Below are 17770 nucleotides of genomic sequence, written 5' to 3' on the forward strand. Positions count from 1 at the left end.
TTAAATAGCATGTTATACAATCTCTACATGGAAAGTTACTGGTGGTTTTCCGCTTTTTAATACTGTTGCTTTCTTAAGGCTTACATCATTGTTGCCGGCATCACCTCCTCCTAAAACTCCATCACGGCCATGTATTTCTATTTCAACACTTTTTAAAGATGCTTTTAATGAATCTTTTGAAATTTCTGGTAAAACCGGTAGTTTAAAAAACGCTTTTACTTCTAGATGTGTCTGACAGTTAGCACAATATTGAGAATTCCAGCGGCTCAGTACAGCTTCTGTACCCAGATGTTGTTTTTTTCCATCGATTGTTGCAAAAGCAGAAATCATAAAAGAACCTCTTATGGGAGCTTTATTAATTCTGGATACTTTAATCACTTTTGCATCCTCATTTTCTGCTTTTAAAAGTTTTGCCTCAGAAAACTGATCCAGTGATCCTTTGCTGTACGTTATTCCAAGTTGTTTTTCGATATTGATACAGTCCAAAGAATTATACGGTCTTTCTTTTCCTTTTTCAGTTATCTTAAACGGATTAAGCGGACTCTCTAAATCAAGCCACGAATTAGGCGCCATTCCCGGAGTTGGCCCCTGATTATCAACTGTATTTGTACCAGGATATTCCGGAAAAATTTCAAGATGATCTGTAAAACCATGCTTTTTCTGCCAAAGCCAGAATATGCGGTCGATATTACAATGATGAAAGTAAAAAATAGGATCCAATCCTGCTGTATCATTTTCTCCCATATCCCCATTTGCACCGGGAATAGGCGAACGATCGTAGGTAGGCAAATCGCACCCGCCTACAGCAAGATGAATACTGTTATGAGGAGATTCAAGAGAGACAACCGGAAGACTGCCTTCTTCTAAATTTATATTCCATTCGGCAGCAGAAGTTGTATTTGAAAACACTGTGTAATTTGGTGCTTCCAGACAGTCTTTAAACTTTTGATTTACATTCGTTTCAATTTTTTTCTTTTTAACGATGATATAAGAGTTGAGCCAGTTTAAAACATTGCCATTCAATATTTCTACATTCTTATTATAATCCGGAAACTGTGCATTATGTGCTTTCGTTTTTTTTCTGTCTTCGTCTGATCCCACCAAACCAGATAAGGGATAACGAACTGTTTCATACCCTTTTGGTTTGTTATAAAGATTATTATCTCCCTGAACATTATCTACAATGTTTTTAGGAAACACAAAAGAACGCAGCGGATTTGGAATTTTTTCTCCATCCAGTTCAAAAAACTCATCTGTTAAGCAGGACGGAATCCCTTTTTGCAATGATTCCTCATCTGTTTCATCCCAATAAGGCAGCATAACATTTTCGCATCCTTTTATGCTTTGCAGTGCTTCTTCTACTTTTAAAATATAAATACGATGCCAGGTAGGAAACAATACATTGCCGTGATTGCAATATCCTCCCCAATAAGCAGCACTCCCCCATCCTGCACCTCTGAAAGGTTCTCCATGAAAACCGCCCAGCTTAAAAAACGAATGAGGATCATCTGCCGGAAGTTCTTTTATTCCTTTCCATGCGCGCATTAAATTCTCCAGCTCATTTTTATTTCCATTTTCATAATCTCTTTGCATAACTGAGATTGACTTTCTAATTTTTAATTGTGTAGCAGACATAATTATATTTTTTAAATGTTATCGTGTTTTGATGTAAAAAAGTGAATTCTAAGAGCCGGAAACCGACTTAATAATGATCCTGAAATAAGACAGACCATGCCTGTTACAAGCAGCCATTTTTCATTATTAAAAGAAAATCTTCCAACAAGTATTATAACAGCTCCCGTAAGGCTCAACAGAAAAGGAACATAACTATTAGATACCGATTTTTTGTAAATCATAAATAAATGAACTGCAAGAAAAAACAGTAATACAGGCAACAACCATCCCATGTAGGGCAAACGCGCCAAACCAAGACTGCCAAACATGCTCATGTAAACAGCCCAGCAAACCGGGCATTTTGGAAAAAAAGCAATAAAAACACTCAACAGCATTGATGGAATTGCCTTAAGCGTTTTTCGGGTTTTGGATATTGGTTTTTCTTCAATCTGTTTTTGTTCCTTAACAGAACAACAGGAACTTCTGGTTTCAATTAAATCATTCATAAGTACAGGGGTTAAATATTTTTAATTTGGTTTGAAGCATAGATTTTAAGTTTACTGATACTAAAAAGACCGCCTTGGCGGGGCGATCTTCAACAAAAATTAGATATGAGCCAGGAATATTTGCACATATTTAATATCCCCCGAATCGTTTAAGAGTGCTACCCTATACCAATTCCTCTTTTAATTTTTTTATCGCCTCAACTGGTACATTTTCAATCTGGTTTTTGTAAAAGGAAAATCCTCCTGTTCCGTTCCATTCATCATCAACAACAAAATGTGCATCAAAATCGGCCAGAAAAGCACCAAATTTTTCAGAAGGTAATGACTGATCGTATTGTCCGTGCAGGCTTACTACTTTTGTGAAATTACCAAATCCCGTAGCATGTATTTTTCCTTCAACCTTTATATCAATATCACCATCAGGATTATTGGGCACCTGCTTAATTAAAACCCTGCCGGAAACAGAATTTTTTGACGGCATTACTACTAAACTAAATGTTGCTATTGGTGCACCTGGCATTTCTAAATCCCCAATTGTGCCTTCTGATAAATTTTCCATGATGTAAGCTTTTATATTTTCCTATTCATGCAGCTTTTAGATGCCTTTATTTTTCTCTATCAAAACTAGATTAGATTGATAATTTTAAGGAAGAAAATGTCATGAGACGGGAATTCTTTGTCATGAAAGAGGAAAAAAATGTCATGAAGAAAAAAATTAACTCAAAATCAGTCTATGCTCGTACGACTGGATTTACAGCAATTGGTAAAGTAACAGAACGACTCATAGAACCGTTATGATAACTAAAAGTGAGATTTTTTATGATGCCATAAAGGGAAGTGGAAATTGCAACAACTCCTGTCCAAATATCTAAACTATCATTATAAGGCAAAGGAGGATCATTATAAGCAAATTCTACATTAATTGAATTTATAGTTAACATACCTCTATATTGCGGATCAACAGGTAATATACTCCAACAGACTTTACTTCCTGAGATTACATTAGTTTGTAATTGACAACTACCTTCAAATTCTGAGTATTTGTTTCTGTTATCGATCACATAACACCCTTTTTCAGGATTATTAGTTGCCAACATATTAACATCTACCCATATTTGAATAAAAACAGTACAGCCTGAAGGTTGTATTTTAGACTTCGACATATTTATATTACTGTTAATCAACATCTTTAATTTATTGAGTTACACTGTTAATTTCCATTTTGATGAATTGGTATTGTTTTTCAAACTTCTGCATAAGTAATACATCAATAAAATAATTAGTGCCTCCGAAGAATTTGGAAGCACTAATTTTCAAAGTTTTGTTGCTAAATATTATGCAGTACATGTTAAGAATGGATCCCACCAGTAATACTGCATAGGTGCGCCGCCCACAGATACTCCAATTTTAATTTGATAAGTACATTGCCCCTGAAGCATAGCAGTACCTAACCATTGGTATGACGAACTACTTGGTTGTTGTGCAGGCCATCCCCAATTTCCGAAAATATTAATTCCATCAGAGATTTCAAAACCAACAATCTCAACTGTATCTCCTTGCTGTCCGGCTGCATCAATAGGGAAAGCATTAAATGCGATTCCAAAACCAGCAGTAACTTGTGAAGACAATTCAAGTCCGCCTTCTCCGTTACTACCACCTGCTGCATTGTTATCCATCATATATATTCCTGTTCCTGAATATGGACCAGAAGTTTGGCTATATAAAAATACTGTGTCTACCGCAATGTTAATTACTCTTGCCGGAATTACAGGACCTGCACTAAAAGCTAAATTTGTTTTATTATTCATAATCTTATTTTTTAAATTAATTATTATGCAGAAACTGGTACGATTGTAACAGGTAATGTAACTGTTATAGATTTTCCTCCTCCGTTAAAGCTAAATACTATATTAGAGTTCACATTGCCACCAACAGTAGATGTTGTAAGTTGTCCTGTAAACAAATTAGGAAATCCCACAACCGGAGCTGGCGGAGTTGCCCAGCCAGATTGAGCTCCAACCTGAGTAATTGTAAAATCACCATTAAATTGTGGATCGATTGGTAAAACCGACCAACATACGTTGCTTCCTGTAATTACTTGAGTTGTTAAATTGGCTGTCCCTTCTCCAGTAGATTGTTGACTTTTATTACTAACAGCATAACATCCGCTGGTAGTTCCTTGTTTAAGTGAATTGATATCTGCCCAAACTTGGACAAAAACCGTACATTGGTTTGCAGGTATTGACATAATTTTTTGATTTATTTTCCTTACTCTTAAGGCTTTTCAGGTTTCGCCTCGTTTTTTTAAGTGGGTTCTGCTCCACTTGTTTGATTTGTTTTCCAGATCTGAATATTTCTAAATAGATCTAAATGATGTTGATTTTCTTTCATTTTTCTATTTCAAAATTATATCAGATACATAGGTTTAGACAAGAAAATGGTATGAGACGGAAATTCTTTGTTACAAAACATAAGAAAGAAGCTATAAGGATGTATTTATGATGGCAATCATTTAAAAAAATTCTCACTAAATTTATTTTTAAAACAAACTTTCATTTATTTTTGAAAGTTTAAAAACTTTTGTTTACATTTGAACTATGGAATTCAAGGAAGCAAAAAATAAATTCATTCAGACCTGGGGAGCTTTAGGTTCTCAGTGGGGAATTAATAAAACCATGGCGCAGATTCATGCTTTATTAATGGTCTCGAACGAAGCTGTTTCTATGGAAGATATTATGGACGAATTGCAAATTTCCCGCGGAAATGCCAGCATGAACTTACGAGCTTTAATGGATTGGGGAATTGTTTATAAAGAATACAAAGCCGGAGAAAGAAGAGAATTTTTTACTGCCGAAAAAGATTTAGACGAACTGGCTGTAAAAATTTCAAGAGAAAGAAGCAAAAGAGAAATCAAACCTGCTCTTAAAATTTTAAAAGAAGTCTCGTCAATCTCAACAAAAGATTCAGCAGAAGAAAAACACTTTATCGATCAAACCAATAAATTGTATGATTTTGTTTTGAAAGCTGACAATATATTAGACAAAATGACTGAATTTAAAGAAAACTGGTTAGCACGCCTGGTTCTTAAAATCATGAAATAAAAAAATTTAACCAAAACTTTCATTTTTTTCTGAAAGTTTAAAATAATCAATAACTATGAAAACCATTAAAAACATCAACACATTTGCCATAGCACTTCCATTCGCAATTGCAATCACATATCCAATTTTCACAGAGGGTGCCTTATTTTTTGCTGCATTATCAACTATGATTACAGGCTTTCTTCAACTTTCTATAGGAGTTAAACTATTGATTGACAATCCACGAAACAGAAATTTACAGATTTACATGTCAGGTGTCATTTTCTTCTTTGGACTTTGGCTGGTAAATTCTCTAATTGATTATAATGACTTAATAACTTACCTCTTATTTCCAATTCCTTTTATACTCGCTGTTTATCTATCATTATTAATCTATCAAAAAAAATAATCATGAATCTCAACATTATTGGATACTTCGTATATCTCAGTGTTACGATTTTTATCATTATGAAAGTTGGGAAAATCTGCTACAGAAACGGCAATATTTATGTCGCAGAATTAATTCCGGACCATACCGAGATTTGTCAAAAAATCAATCGGGTTTTATTACTGGCCTACTATCTTTTAAACATTGGGTACTGTGCCATGACTTTGATTTCCTGGCAGAAAATTTCATCTGCAGCACAACTTATTGAAACGATAGGAGTCAGAACGGCAGTTATCATATTTATCATTTCAATCTTGCATTACCTGAATATTTTCATACTCACCAAATACATTCAAAAACTAATTAAATAACACTAAACTTTAATATTATGGAAACTACAAAAATTTTAATCGGTTACAGCATTTATTTACCAGTTGCATTATTTCTGACTTATTACGTTTCTAAAACACTTTTTAAAAACGGTAAAATCTTTATGCTTGACATTTTTAAAGGCAGGGAAGAAATTGCAGAAGCGACCAACAAACTTTTTGAAACGGGCTTTTATTTATTAAATATTGGTTTTGCGCTGATGATTTTAGAAATGCAGTTATATCGTGACAGTTATCAAGAATTAATTGAAAATTTGAGTTATAAAATTGGAGGATTTTCTATTTATCTTGGCATAATGCTATTCTTTAATTTGTATTTCTTTTTTAGAGGAAAAAGAAAAGCAAAAGAAGCTCAAGTACAAGAAAGATTAGTTTTTAAAGCATAATTTCATCCCCAAACCTAACAGGTTTTAAAAACCTGTTAGGTTTAAATTTCAACAGGAACAAACATTCAAATGACAAAACTATAATCGCAGCCGGAACAGTTTTTAGGACACCTTTTAGTAAATCATTTCAAAAATAAATTTGGAGAAATTGTTCTGAGTGCTCCAGCGGAACATAATATTTATAGAAAATATAAGAATATCTCGTTCAATTTAGCTCCAGCGGGACGTTATATTTTTTCTTTCTTATTCTAAAGCATTTCACCCCGCTGGGGTTTTACACGTAACAAATACAAATCTATAAATATAACGTCCCGCCGGGACTTAATTGTTAAAAAATGACAACAATTTATCTCACAACAAAAATAAAAGCCCCTAAACAAATTGTTTTTGATGCTTCAAGAAATATCGATATTCATCAGAAATCTGCTAGTCCTTCAAAAGAAAAAGCAATTGCAGGGGTAACTTCTGGTCTAATCAATTTAAACGAAACGGTAACCTGGCGCGGCAAACATTTTGGTCTTTATTTGACTCACAAAAGCAGAATCACAGCAATGAATTTTTATGATTTTTTTGTGGATGAAATGGAACGCGGTAAATTCAAATATTTTAGACACGAACATATTTTTGAAGAAATAAATGGGTTTACAATCATGAAAGACAAACTTCAATATGAAACTCCGTTTGGGATTTTTGGTGAATTATTTGATATTTTATTTCTCGAAAAACATCTTACAAACTTTCTTTTAGAACGAAATAAAACCTTAAAAGAAGTTTCTGAAATTTGAATAAAGCCCTGATATGATAAAAAAACTTTTTTGTTCTCATGCAGATTCAGCAGATTTGTCAGATTTTTGATTTTTTTAAATAGTGAGTTTGAAAATGACTTTTCTTTTTTACGGTTTGCGTGAGGGATAGAAACGGATAGCCCACAGCCTGACGAAGGAAGTGCGAGGACTTGGAGTGGATAGCCCGACCCGGAGTGGCACGCCCAAATTAAATTCCGATGCTTTAACATCGGTTTTTTTATGCTTATAATTATATTTAAAGAATTAAATAAGAAAATACACTTAAAAAATGACTGTAATTAAAGATCAGATTATTGAAAACATTTGTTATACTGAACTAGTTTACCGCAGAATAAATAAAAAACTTAAAATTAACTTTAAAAAATCTGAAATTGAAGAAATGCTTTTGGATATTTTAAAAACAACAGAAGAAAAATGGTGTCAGAAAATTGGAAAAAACTTTTATGTTTTAAATACTAAAAACAACATTAAAATCACTATAAATTCAAATACTTATAGAATCATTACAGTTGACAGGATCAAAAAATTAAAATAAAGCAATCATCAGCCACCAAAAAACAGGAACGCTCTCGACCCAAAAAGAAGTATAATATTTAGACCTATTGGGATTTGCAAATGCAATAAACAGCATGAGCATAATTACCATGATGAGGTTGATCATGAGATCGTGAAAAGTAAAACTCAAAATACCCACAATCCAAAACGGAATCAATAGTATAAAGCCTAAGATTTTGGTTTTCCTGACGCCAATTGTCTGCGGTACGGTTTTTAAATGCGGATCGTCATTGGCCAGATCCAAAATTTCGAAAACCAGAATGAGCACAAAAACCAATACAAAACGCTGAATGCATTTGATAAAGAAATTAGCAGTAAATGGAATTTCGGCATTTATTACTGGCAAAACCAAAGTCGCTCCTACCCAGCAAAGTGCCACAATATAGATTTTTATGCCTGCCCAGTTTCTGGCATTTTTTCTGTTGGGGAAAAACGGAAGTGTATACAAAGCTGTAATGGCAAAAATTCCGAAAGAAACTATTTGGGTAATGCGCTGCAATTGAAAAAAATAATAACCCACTAAAATCACCGAAAGAAAACTCAAAACAGCTATAATTTTGAGCTGTAATCCAATCGGTTTTTTCTGTATGCGAACTAACGCATCATATTTAACAAAATTATACCCCACAATTGTTCCGAAAAAAACGAACAAAGCCATAGGTTCATCATACTGAATATGAAACACATGAAATGTTACCCGAACGAGTGCATAACACGATAAAGCCACATGTATACTGCTATTGAGGTAAAAATCTAATATAGACTTCAATAATTTCATCCTTTAAATCTAATCAATTACTAACAAATCAACTCTTTGATTATAAATTTCATAAAAATTGAAGTTAAAAATACCTATTAAATTATTAATAATACTTAATTTTGCGCCACAAAAAAACAACACATTTACTATAAAATGTAATAAACGTCGTGTAAACACTCAATTAGCTGAAAAATTACACTTGTAAATTGCATTGCTAAAAAAACTAGATAGCTACAAATGAGAACAGATGCTTTTGCTTTAAGACACATTGGCCCAAGAGAAACAGATCTTCAACACATGTTAAAGACTATTGGAGTGGAATCGATTGAACAACTTGTTTATGAAACCCTTCCGGATGATATTCGTTTAAAAGCACCTTTAAACTTAGATCCAGCTATGACAGAATATGAGTTTGCAAACCATATTCAGGAATTAGGAAAGAAAAATAAAGTGTTCAAATCGTATATTGGTTTGGGTTACCACCCTACTATCGTTCCGGCTCCAATTCAAAGAAATATTTTTGAAAATCCGGGATGGTATACGGCTTATACACCTTATCAGGCAGAAATTGCTCAAGGTCGTCTTGAAGCTATTTTAAATTTCCAGACTACTGTTATTGAATTATCAGGAATGGAAATTGCCAATGCATCTTTACTTGATGAAGGTACAGCAGCTGCCGAAGCTATGGCATTACTTTTTGACGTTCGTACACGTGATCAAAAGAAAAACAATACAAACAAATTCTTCGTTTCTGAAGAAATTTTACCTCAAACTTTATCGATCCTGCAAACACGTTCAACTCCGGTTGGAATTGAATTAGTTGTTGGAAACCACGAAACCTTCGATTTTTCGAATGAGTTTTTCGGAGCTATTTTACAATATCCGGGAAAATATGGTCAGGTAAACGATTATAGCGCTTTTGTTGCTAAAGCAAAAGAAAATGAAATCAAAGTAGCTTTTGCTGCCGATATTTTATCATTGGCTGCCTTAACTTCTCCGGGAGAAATGGGAGCTGCAGTTGTTGTAGGTACTACACAGCGTTTTGGTGTACCAATGGGTTATGGTGGTCCTCACGCTGCTTTTTTTGCAACTAAAGACGAATACAAACGATCTATGCCGGGTCGTATCATCGGAGTTTCTATCGATGTAAACGGAAATCGTGCTTTACGTATGGCTTTAGGAACTCGTGAGCAGCACATTAAACGTGAAAAAGCCACTTCAAATATTTGTACCGCTCAGGTTTTATTAGCGGTTATGGCCGGAATGTACGCAGTTTACCACGGACCAAAAGGATTAAAATACATTGCAAACAAAGTTCACGCATCGGCAGTTACTGCTGCTGAGGCTTTAAATAAATTAGGCGTTTACCAAACCAACACAGCTTACTTTGATACTATTTTGGTAAAAGCAGATGCTCAAAAAGTAAAAGCCGTAGCGGAGAAAAACGAAGTAAACTTCTTTTACGTTGATGCCGATACCATTTCTATCTCATTCAACGAAACAACTTCAATTGGTGATATCAATCAAATTATTGCCATTTTTGCCGAAGCTTTAGGAAAAGAAACTTTTACCGTTTCTGAATTAGCGACTACAAGTCAATTACCTGCTTCATTAGAAAGAACATCTCCTTTCTTAACGCATGATGTATTCAACAATCATCATTCTGAAAGCCAGATCATGCGTTACATCAAAAAGTTAGAGCGTAAAGACTTATCATTGAATCATTCGATGATTTCATTAGGTTCTTGTACGATGAAGTTAAACGCAGCTTCAGAAATGCTGCCTTTATCAATGCCAAACTGGAACAGCATTCACCCTTTTGCACCAGTTGAGCAGGCTGAAGGTTATATCACAATGCTTAAAAAATTAGAAGAGCAATTAAATGTAATTACCGGTTTTGCCGGAACAACATTACAGCCTAACTCAGGAGCTCAGGGAGAATACGCAGGTTTAATGGCTATTCGTGCTTACCATTTGTCTAGAAATGAAGGTCACCGTAATGTATGTTTGATTCCTTCATCTGCTCACGGAACCAATCCTGCTTCTGCAGCGATGGCCGGAATGAAAATCATCGTTACTAAAACTACTCCGGAAGGAAATATTGATGTAGAAGATTTAAGAGAAAAAGCTATCGAACATAAAGACGATTTATCTTGTTTAATGGTAACGTATCCTTCTACTCACGGCGTTTTTGAATCTTCAATTATTGAAATCACTAAATTAATTCACGAAAATGGTGGATTAGTATATATGGATGGTGCCAATATGAACGCGCAAGTTGGATTAACAAACCCTGCTACCATTGGTGCTGACGTTTGTCACTTAAACTTACACAAAACATTCGCTATTCCTCACGGTGGTGGCGGACCTGGTGTAGGACCAATTTGTGTGAACGAAAAACTAGTTCCATTTTTACCAACAAACCCAATCTTAAAAGTAGGCGGCGAACAAGCGATTACCGCTATTTCATCTGCACCTTACGGATCTGCTTTAGTTTGTTTAATTTCTTACGGTTACATTACCATGATGGGTGCTGAAGGATTAAAAAGTGCTACGGAACATGCTATTTTGAATGCCAACTATATGAAAGCCCGTTTCGAAGGACACTATCCAATTCTTTATACCGGCGAATGCGGAAGAGCGGCTCACGAAATGATTTTAGATTGTCGTTCGTTTAAAGAAAACGGAATTGAAGTTGGTGATATCGCGAAGCGTTTGATGGACTATGGTTTCCACGCTCCTACTGTATCTTTCCCGGTAGCAGGAACTTTAATGATTGAACCAACTGAATCTGAAGATTTAGCAGAATTAGATCGTTTTTGTGATGCTCTTATTTCAATTAGAAAAGAGATTGAAGCTGCAACAGCCGATGATAAAAACAATGTATTGAAAAATGCACCACATACATTGGCCATGTTAACAACAGATAATTGGGATTTCCCTTATACCAGAGAAAAAGCAGCTTACCCATTAGAATACATTGCTGAAAATAAATTCTGGCCATCTGTTCGTCGTGTAGACGATGCATACGGTGACAGAAATTTAATCTGCAGCTGTGCTCCAATCGAAGCTTACATGGAAAATTAAGAAATAAGTTTTTTTTAATATCAAACCCGACAGGTCTATAATTTGTCGGGTTTTTTGTTTTTGTTTGAGGTTTCAAGGTTCACCTTACGTTAAAACTTAAAACCTGAAACAAAAAAAATTTACCTTGCTCTACAACCTCAAACGTTTGAAATCTCAGATAAATCCTAATTTCTTTAAAAAATAATCAATAATCATGATTTAAAAATTTTAATTCCATAATTATATGCATGCATAGTATTTTTTATGATAGTTATCATCAAATTATTTATACTTTAGCATTAAATTTATCGGATAATTAAGGAATAATGAAAATAAAAATTATTGGAATAGGAAGTTACATTCCTACTAAAGAAGTAAGCAATACTGACTTTGACAAACATGTTTTTTTGAATGAAGACGGATCTCCTTTTGCTTACCCGAATGAAGTTGTCATAAAAAAATTTAAAGGTATAACGGGAATCGAAAACCGCCGTTATGCCGAAGATCAATACACCGCATCTGATTTGGCCTTTTTTGCTGCCGAAAAAGCAATAGAGAATGCCAACATCGATAAGGAATCTCTGGACTATATTATTTTTGCCCATAATTTTGGCGATGTAAAAACAGGAACGCATCAGACAGATATTTTACCAAGTTTAGCGACTCGTGTAAAAAACAAATTAGCCATCAAAAACCCAAAATGTGTGGCTTACGACATTCTTTTCGGATGTCCGGGCTGGATTGAAGGTGTTTTGCAGGCTAATGCTTTTATTAAATCAGGAATGGCAAAAAGAGTTTTAGTTATTGGTGCAGAAACACTTTCGAGAGTTGTTGATGATCATGATCGCGATTCTATGATTTACTCTGATGGAGCCGGAGCTTCCATTTTAGAAGGATCACAAGACGAATCTGGTTTATTATCTTATGAAAGTGCCACTTTTGCCAATGATGAAGCCAATTTCCTTTACTTCGGAAAATCATACAATCCAGATTTGGACCCGGATATTAAGTATATTAAAATGTATGGCCGCAAAATTTACGAATTTGCCTTAAGCCAGGTTCCATGTGCGATGAAAAGCTGTTTAGACAAAAGCGGTATTGGTATTGATGAAGTAAAGAAAATCCTAATTCATCAGGCAAACGAAAAAATGGATGAAGCAATTATCGAACGTTTCTACAAATTATATGATAAAACAGCTCCTCATGACATTATGCCAATGAGTATTCATGATTTAGGAAACAGCAGCGTGGCGACAGTTCCAACTTTATACGATTTGATTCTAAAAGGAGAAATCGAAAATCACGAAATCAAAAAAGGCGATGTGATCATTTTTGCTTCAGTTGGAGCCGGAATGAACGTTAATGCTTTTGTATACAGACATTAAGAAATAATCACTCCCATTGGGGCGTTATACTTATTAGAATACAAAATTAAGTTTTCGAAAAGCCTCATCGTGCGGCACTTAGTTTGCTGAAAAAATATCGCTCGATGAAGCTATAAAATTGGTGCCAAATTGGCTATAAATTATTACGCTCTTCCAAGAGCATAATTAAAGCACATAAAAATTATACAAGTCCGTATTTAAAAACAACATTTTAAATGCGGACTTTTCATTTTTTCATTCGAATTAAAAAACGCAAAAAAGAAGTAATCTTTGTATATTTGCGACCTAATATAAAATCAAGAACGATAGCTTGCTTCGTTCCTCGCAATGACTATGTACGAAAAAACGTTTCCCAATAAAAGATTCAAACTTACTTTAGAATTTTTACAAAAACATATCAAAACATCCGAAACTATTTTAGATTTAGGAGTTGAAAATCCGTTTTCAAAAATAATGAAAGAAGCGGGATATTCAGTAAAAAATACTACTGGCGAAGATTTAGATTTAAATCAGGACAATCTAAAAAATGAAAAAACAGACGTTGTAACTGCATTCGAAATATTTGAACATTTATTGAATCCGTTTACGATTTTAAAGGAAATTAAATCTGATAAACTTGTAATTTCAATTCCGATGCGTTTGTGGTTTTCTCCGGCTTACCGTAGTAAAACAGATATGTGGGACAGACATTATCACGAGTTTGAAGATTGGCAATTAGACTGGCTTTTAGAAAAAACAGGCTGGAAAATTATAGACAGACAAAAATGGACCAATCCTGTAAAGAAATTTGGTTTGAGACCACTTCTTCGCAGCTTTACCAATAGATATTATATCGTTTACGCTGAAAAAGTTTAGATTTCAGATTGTAAATTTTAGATTAACGATTTTTGATTTTGATTTTAGATAAAATAAACAATCTAAAATCTAAAATCTAATCCCGAGGCTTCGGGACTAAAATTTTTATATGAGGTACTATATCGTCATTCCCGCACACAACGAGCAAGATTTAATTGGCCTGACTTTACAATCTTTGGTTTCACAAACCGTTCTACCTTCAAAAATTGTCGTAGTAAACGATAATTCTACAGATAAAACAGAAGAAGTTGTTTTGAGTTTTGCTAAGGATAATCCATATATTTCTGTTGTGAACAAAAGCTCTGATGCTATACATATGCCGGGAAGCAAAGTGATTCAGGCATTTCAGAAAGGTTTTGAAATACTGGACTCTAATTATGATATTATTGTTAAGATAGATGGTGATTTAATTTTTCCTCCCAATTATTTTGAAACTATAATCAACCATTTTCAATCGGATCCGCGAATCGGAATGGCAGGCGGTTTTTGTTATATCGAAAAAAATGGAGATTGGGTTTTAGAAAATCTTACCGATAAGGATCATATTCGCGGAGCTCTTAAAGCGTATCGTGCAGCAACTTTTCAGGAAATCGGAGGTTTAAAACCTGCGATGGGCTGGGATACTGTCGATGAATTACTTTGCAAATTTTACAACTGGAAAATTGTTACAGATACTTCCCTGCATGTAAAACACCTTAAACCAACTGGTGCAAACTACAACAAAACGGCCCGTTATAAACAGGGAGAAGCTTTTTATACACTTGGTTACGGTTTTTGGATTACCGCTATTGCATCTGCAAAACTGGCCATGATGAAGAAAAAACCATTTTTATTTTTTGATTACATCAGAGGTTTCTGGAAAGCCAAAAATGCAAAAACTCCGTTGTTAGTTACTGCCGAACAAGCTAAATTTATTAGAAATTATCGTTTGCAAAAAATGAAACAAAAGTTAATTTGATTGGTAAAACAACCGAAAAAACCTGAACTCATAACCCAAAACTCGTAACTTCTTTTTACCTTAGCCAATATTTGTAAAAACTATGATGTTAATTCGTTATTTATCCCAAGTAGGAAGATATTTTTTAATGCTGAAGGAAATTTTCAATAAACAGACCAAGTGGCCTGTTATGCGAACTCTAATTTTAAAAGAAATCGACGATCTTATTATTGACTCTCTTGGAATTGTCTGCTTTATCTCTTTCTTTATTGGAGGAGTTGTAGCAATTCAGACCGCTTTAAATTTAACCAATCCTTTAATTCCTAAATATTTAATTGGTTTTGCTACACGTCAATCGGTAATTTTGGAGTTTGCCCCAACTTTCATCTCTGTTATTATGGCAGGAAAAATGGGTTCTTACATCACCTCAAGTATCGGAACAATGCGTGTTACTGAGCAAATTGATGCATTAGAAGTTATGGGTGTTAATTCCTTAAACTACCTTGTTTTTCCAAAAATAGTAGCCTTATTGATGTATCCTTTTGTTATAGGAATTAGTATGTTTTTAGGTATTTTTGGAGGCTGGCTGGCGTGCGCTTACGGTGGATTTTCGACTAGTCAGGACTTTATTCAGGGTGCTCAAATGGAATTTATTCCTTTCCATATTACTTATGCTTTTATCAAAACTTTAATTTTCGCTATGTTATTGGCAACAATACCATCTTTTCATGGATATTATATGAAAGGCGGAGCATTAGAAGTTGGCAAAGCCAGTACGGTATCATTTGTATGGACATCGGTTTGTATCATTCTTTTTAATTATATATTAACCCAATTATTATTAGGATAATGATAGAAGTAAAAAACATAGAAAAATCATTTGCAGACAGTAAAGTTTTAAAAGGTGTTTCGACAGTTTTTGAAACTGGAAAAACGAACCTGATTATTGGACAAAGTGGATCTGGAAAAACGGTCTTACTAAAAACACTACTGGGAATTCATACTCCTGATTCAGGAACCATCGAATTTGATGGAAGAGTTTATTCTGATTTAGACCGCGATGAAAAACGTGAATTAAGAACCGAAATAGGAATGGTTTTTCAGGGAAGTGCATTGTTTGATTCGATGACTGTAGCAGAAAATGTGGCTTTCCCATTAAAAATGTTTACCAACGATAATAAAGCTAAAATAAAGGAACGTGTAGATTTTGTTTTAGAGCGCGTAAACCTTGTTGAAGCTCATAAAAAGTTACCGTCTGAGATTTCTGGAGGGATGCAAAAACGTGTTGCAATTGCCCGCGCTATTGTAAACAACCCTAAGTATTTATTTTGTGATGAACCTAACTCAGGTCTGGATCCAAATACCTCTACTTTGATTGATAACCTTATTCAGGAAATTACTAGAGAATACAATATTACAACCGTAATTAATACGCACGATATGAACTCTGTTATGGAGATTGGAGAAAATATTGTTTTCTTAAAAAAAGGACTTAAGGCATGGCAGGGAAATAAAGAAGAAATCTTTAGAACTGACAACAAAGACATTGTGAAATTTGTTTATTCTTCTAATCTGTTCAAAAAAGTAAGAGAAGCTTATTTGAAAGGCTAGTAAAATATAGCAATTATTTAAAATATAAAATCCCAAATTCCAACTTATAACTGGAGTTTGGGATTTTATATTTTATTGAAACTTTGATATTGGGTTTATTCTAACTTTTCTTCTGAGTATTTTTTACTAAATCCGAAACCTAACGATAATCCTACTCCAACAAAAGTATGTTTAGATATCGTGCCAAAAAATTTAATCCCAATACTAGGAATTAATGCGTTGTATATTAAATGAGATTTTCTTTTAGGATAAAACCATTTAAAGTTGGCTTCGAAAGGCATACCATAAAATCTTTCATATTGAAAATTATCAAAGTCTCTGCTGGTCAGTTTCAAATTATTAGAACTTACTCCGGCAGACACACTAAAAGAATGGCTGTTATTTGACCATCTTTTCCCATATAATAAGGCATATTCATCATTATCTTCTACATTAGCAAAAGAAAATACACTATCCCGTTTTACATATCCCGCAAGATGCGAATACCTAAAGCTAAAAATGTCTTTTTTATATTGATAATTTAATTCTCCGCCACCAATCAGACCAAAATGATCCATACATGAAAAACCGCCAAAAGCCTCAGCATAAACAATTGGATTTGATTTTTCTTTTAACTCAATATGATTAGATTCTTGTGCATAAATTGAATTAGTGAATATCAGAACAAAAATAACCTTAAGTAGTTTTTTTACCATATTTTTTATATTTAGTTAACCCGAATAAAAAATCCAAATTCCAGTTTCTACAATTGGAATTTGGATTTTTACTTATTGAAACTTTTGATTAATTAATTCTACCTCGGCATTAGGATTAAACAAGTATAATTTTCCAGAACTGATTTCCAAACATTCGAAACGTTTTGTTCTAACAGCAATCTTTTTGAATATTTTACCATTTTTAATTCTGAACAAGCTTCCGTAAGGAATCTCAAAAACATAATTTTTATCGTTTTCTTTATCGTATTGTTTGAGAGCCAAAGATAATGTTGTATCGGTATCGCTGCTCGCCGAAGGATTCTTAAAATGCCTCGCCAATAGCGGTAATAAATGGCCCGGGAAAATCTCAGGACGAATAAAAGGAACCATTAATCGCTGAAAAGTAAATTTCCATTCTTCCCCGTGCGGTTTTATGTTTCGGCCAAACTTTTCAAAAGCGACTAAATGTGCAATTTCATGAATCAAAGTCATCAAAAAACGATATTTATTTAAACTAGCATTTACCGTAATTTCATGCTTACCTGTATGGCCACGTCTGTAATCACCATGACGCGTCTGGCGCTCATTTACAATTTTCAGATGAACCTGATTGGCAACAATCAATTCAAAAACAGGCTTTACAGCATGTTCGGGTATGTATTTTGCTAAAGTATCGCTCAATTTAGGTAAAAAGTTATTTGTTAAAAGTTAGAAGTAAAGGGCTTCGACTCCGCTCA

General features: G+C 34.0%; 21 protein-coding genes. 12 read left to right on the plus strand and 9 right to left on the minus strand.

What is annotated here, in order from left to right; genetic code table 11:
• Positions 1 to 12 precede the first annotated feature (12 nt).
• The 6 genes from JOD96_RS13240 to JOD96_RS13265 all read right to left on the minus strand — a co-directional run bounded on the left by JOD96_RS13240 (position 13) and on the right by JOD96_RS13265 (position 4368).
• Complete coding sequence (locus tag JOD96_RS13240) at positions 13 to 1635, minus strand: tyrosinase family protein (RefSeq protein WP_209564713.1); 1623 nt, start codon at positions 1633 to 1635, stop codon at positions 13 to 15.
• Positions 1636 to 1646: 11 nt separating this feature from the next.
• Complete coding sequence (locus tag JOD96_RS13245) at positions 1647 to 2120, minus strand: hypothetical protein (protein ID WP_209564714.1); 474 nt, start codon at positions 2118 to 2120, stop codon at positions 1647 to 1649.
• 163 nt (positions 2121 to 2283) lie between these two features.
• A complete protein-coding gene (locus tag JOD96_RS13250) occupies positions 2284 to 2679 on the minus strand; it encodes a DUF1842 domain-containing protein (RefSeq protein WP_209564715.1) in 396 nt (131 codons plus the stop codon).
• Positions 2680 to 2851: 172 nt separating this feature from the next.
• A complete protein-coding gene (locus JOD96_RS13255) occupies positions 2852 to 3283 on the minus strand; it encodes a hypothetical protein (RefSeq protein WP_209564716.1) in 432 nt (143 codons plus the stop codon).
• Positions 3284 to 3454: 171 nt separating this feature from the next.
• Positions 3455 to 3928 carry a hypothetical protein gene (locus JOD96_RS13260; protein ID WP_209564717.1) on the minus strand — a complete coding sequence of 158 codons (474 nt, stop codon included), beginning with the start codon at positions 3926 to 3928 and terminating at the stop codon, positions 3455 to 3457.
• 23 nt (positions 3929 to 3951) lie between these two features.
• Positions 3952 to 4368, minus strand: a complete 417-nt coding sequence (locus tag JOD96_RS13265; protein WP_209564718.1) for a hypothetical protein — start codon at positions 4366 to 4368, stop codon at positions 3952 to 3954.
• Between the two features lie 349 nt (positions 4369 to 4717).
• Here JOD96_RS13265 and JOD96_RS13270 point away from each other — a divergent pair, with 349 nt between their 5' ends.
• From JOD96_RS13270 to JOD96_RS13295, 6 genes are all read left to right on the plus strand, one after another.
• Positions 4718 to 5221 (plus strand): GbsR/MarR family transcriptional regulator, encoded by a 504-nt coding sequence (locus tag JOD96_RS13270; protein WP_209564719.1) that lies wholly within the window; start codon positions 4718 to 4720, stop codon positions 5219 to 5221.
• Positions 5222 to 5276: 55 nt separating this feature from the next.
• Positions 5277 to 5609, plus strand: a complete 333-nt coding sequence (locus tag JOD96_RS13275) for a hypothetical protein (protein WP_209564720.1) — start codon at positions 5277 to 5279, stop codon at positions 5607 to 5609.
• Positions 5610 to 5611: 2 nt separating this feature from the next.
• Positions 5612 to 5959: a hypothetical protein gene (locus tag JOD96_RS13280; RefSeq protein WP_209564721.1), complete on the plus strand. Its 348-nt coding sequence runs from the start codon at positions 5612 to 5614 to the stop codon at positions 5957 to 5959.
• 17 nt (positions 5960 to 5976) lie between these two features.
• Positions 5977 to 6363, plus strand: a complete 387-nt coding sequence (locus tag JOD96_RS13285) for a hypothetical protein (RefSeq protein ID WP_209564722.1) — start codon at positions 5977 to 5979, stop codon at positions 6361 to 6363.
• 335 nt (positions 6364 to 6698) lie between these two features.
• Positions 6699 to 7148 (plus strand): SRPBCC family protein, encoded by a 450-nt coding sequence (locus JOD96_RS13290; protein WP_209564723.1) that lies wholly within the window; start codon positions 6699 to 6701, stop codon positions 7146 to 7148.
• Positions 7149 to 7437: 289 nt separating this feature from the next.
• Positions 7438 to 7704 (plus strand): DUF3781 domain-containing protein, encoded by a 267-nt coding sequence (locus tag JOD96_RS13295; RefSeq protein ID WP_209564724.1) that lies wholly within the window; start codon positions 7438 to 7440, stop codon positions 7702 to 7704.
• Here the strand turns inward: JOD96_RS13295 and JOD96_RS13300 are convergent.
• Complete coding sequence (locus JOD96_RS13300; protein WP_209564725.1) at positions 7696 to 8502, minus strand: hypothetical protein; 807 nt, start codon at positions 8500 to 8502, stop codon at positions 7696 to 7698. The two genes, JOD96_RS13295 and JOD96_RS13300, sit on opposite strands and share 9 nt — an antisense overlap.
• A 219-nt stretch (positions 8503 to 8721) precedes the next feature.
• Here JOD96_RS13300 and gcvP point away from each other — a divergent pair, with 219 nt between their 5' ends.
• The 6 genes from gcvP (at position 8722) to JOD96_RS13330 (ending at position 16338) form a co-directional block, all read left to right on the plus strand.
• Positions 8722 to 11571: an aminomethyl-transferring glycine dehydrogenase gene (gcvP, locus tag JOD96_RS13305; protein ID WP_209564726.1), complete on the plus strand. Its 2850-nt coding sequence runs from the start codon at positions 8722 to 8724 to the stop codon at positions 11569 to 11571.
• A gap of 305 nt (positions 11572 to 11876) precedes the next feature.
• On the plus strand, positions 11877 to 12935 hold the full coding sequence (locus JOD96_RS13310) for a 3-oxoacyl-ACP synthase III family protein (protein WP_209564727.1): 1059 nt from the start codon (positions 11877 to 11879) through the stop codon (positions 12933 to 12935).
• Positions 12936 to 13268: 333 nt separating this feature from the next.
• Entirely contained in the window at positions 13269 to 13790 is a 522-nt protein-coding gene (locus JOD96_RS13315) for a methyltransferase domain-containing protein (protein ID WP_209564728.1), read from the plus strand.
• Between the two features lie 109 nt (positions 13791 to 13899).
• The gene (locus JOD96_RS13320; protein ID WP_209564729.1) at positions 13900 to 14748 is read left to right on the plus strand and encodes a glycosyltransferase; all 849 of its coding nucleotides are present in this window, start codon (positions 13900 to 13902) and stop codon (positions 14746 to 14748) included.
• Positions 14749 to 14830: 82 nt separating this feature from the next.
• A complete protein-coding gene (locus JOD96_RS13325; protein WP_209564730.1) occupies positions 14831 to 15577 on the plus strand; it encodes an MlaE family ABC transporter permease in 747 nt (248 codons plus the stop codon).
• Positions 15577 to 16338 (plus strand): ABC transporter ATP-binding protein, encoded by a 762-nt coding sequence (locus JOD96_RS13330; protein WP_209564731.1) that lies wholly within the window; start codon positions 15577 to 15579, stop codon positions 16336 to 16338. Before JOD96_RS13325 ends, JOD96_RS13330 begins: the two co-directional genes overlap by 1 nt.
• A gap of 95 nt (positions 16339 to 16433) precedes the next feature.
• Here JOD96_RS13330 and JOD96_RS13335 read toward each other — a convergent pair whose 3' ends face one another.
• Positions 16434 to 17033, minus strand: a complete 600-nt coding sequence (locus JOD96_RS13335) for a hypothetical protein (protein WP_209564732.1) — start codon at positions 17031 to 17033, stop codon at positions 16434 to 16436.
• 72 nt (positions 17034 to 17105) lie between these two features.
• Entirely contained in the window at positions 17106 to 17714 is a 609-nt protein-coding gene (locus tag JOD96_RS13340; protein WP_209564733.1) for a SprT-like domain-containing protein, read from the minus strand.
• Positions 17715 to 17770 lie beyond the last annotated feature (56 nt).

It is taken from the genome of Flavobacterium sp. 1355, assembly GCF_017833415.1.
Taxonomy (GTDB): domain Bacteria; phylum Bacteroidota; class Bacteroidia; order Flavobacteriales; family Flavobacteriaceae; genus Flavobacterium.

Excerpts from the sequence above, each read along its gene's own strand:
- JOD96_RS13265 (WP_209564718.1), bottom strand. The coding sequence starts at position 4,368 with ATGTCAATACCTGCAAACCAATGTACGGTTTTTGTCCAAGTTTGGGCA.
- JOD96_RS13315 (WP_209564728.1), top strand. The coding sequence starts at position 13,269 with ATGTACGAAAAAACGTTTCCCAATAAAAGATTCAAACTTACTTTAGAA.
- JOD96_RS13260 (WP_209564717.1), bottom strand. The coding sequence starts at position 3,928 with ATGAATAATAAAACAAATTTAGCTTTTAGTGCAGGTCCTGTAATTCCG.
- JOD96_RS13295 (WP_209564724.1), top strand. The coding sequence starts at position 7,438 with ATGACTGTAATTAAAGATCAGATTATTGAAAACATTTGTTATACTGAA.
- JOD96_RS13270 (WP_209564719.1), top strand. The coding sequence starts at position 4,718 with ATGGAATTCAAGGAAGCAAAAAATAAATTCATTCAGACCTGGGGAGCT.
- JOD96_RS13300 (WP_209564725.1), bottom strand. The coding sequence starts at position 8,502 with ATGAAATTATTGAAGTCTATATTAGATTTTTACCTCAATAGCAGTATA.
- JOD96_RS13285 (WP_209564722.1), top strand. The coding sequence starts at position 5,977 with ATGGAAACTACAAAAATTTTAATCGGTTACAGCATTTATTTACCAGTT.
- JOD96_RS13290 (WP_209564723.1), top strand. The coding sequence starts at position 6,699 with ATGACAACAATTTATCTCACAACAAAAATAAAAGCCCCTAAACAAATT.
- gcvP (WP_209564726.1), top strand. The coding sequence starts at position 8,722 with ATGAGAACAGATGCTTTTGCTTTAAGACACATTGGCCCAAGAGAAACA.
- JOD96_RS13240 (WP_209564713.1), bottom strand. The coding sequence starts at position 1,635 with ATGTCTGCTACACAATTAAAAATTAGAAAGTCAATCTCAGTTATGCAA.
- JOD96_RS13310 (WP_209564727.1), top strand. The coding sequence starts at position 11,877 with ATGAAAATAAAAATTATTGGAATAGGAAGTTACATTCCTACTAAAGAA.
- JOD96_RS13325 (WP_209564730.1), top strand. The coding sequence starts at position 14,831 with ATGATGTTAATTCGTTATTTATCCCAAGTAGGAAGATATTTTTTAATG.
- JOD96_RS13335 (WP_209564732.1), bottom strand. The coding sequence starts at position 17,033 with ATGGTAAAAAAACTACTTAAGGTTATTTTTGTTCTGATATTCACTAAT.
- JOD96_RS13330 (WP_209564731.1), top strand. The coding sequence starts at position 15,577 with ATGATAGAAGTAAAAAACATAGAAAAATCATTTGCAGACAGTAAAGTT.
- JOD96_RS13245 (WP_209564714.1), bottom strand. The coding sequence starts at position 2,120 with ATGAATGATTTAATTGAAACCAGAAGTTCCTGTTGTTCTGTTAAGGAA.
- JOD96_RS13255 (WP_209564716.1), bottom strand. The coding sequence starts at position 3,283 with ATGTCGAAGTCTAAAATACAACCTTCAGGCTGTACTGTTTTTATTCAA.
- JOD96_RS13320 (WP_209564729.1), top strand. The coding sequence starts at position 13,900 with ATGAGGTACTATATCGTCATTCCCGCACACAACGAGCAAGATTTAATT.
- JOD96_RS13275 (WP_209564720.1), top strand. The coding sequence starts at position 5,277 with ATGAAAACCATTAAAAACATCAACACATTTGCCATAGCACTTCCATTC.
- JOD96_RS13280 (WP_209564721.1), top strand. The coding sequence starts at position 5,612 with ATGAATCTCAACATTATTGGATACTTCGTATATCTCAGTGTTACGATT.
- JOD96_RS13250 (WP_209564715.1), bottom strand. The coding sequence starts at position 2,679 with ATGGAAAATTTATCAGAAGGCACAATTGGGGATTTAGAAATGCCAGGT.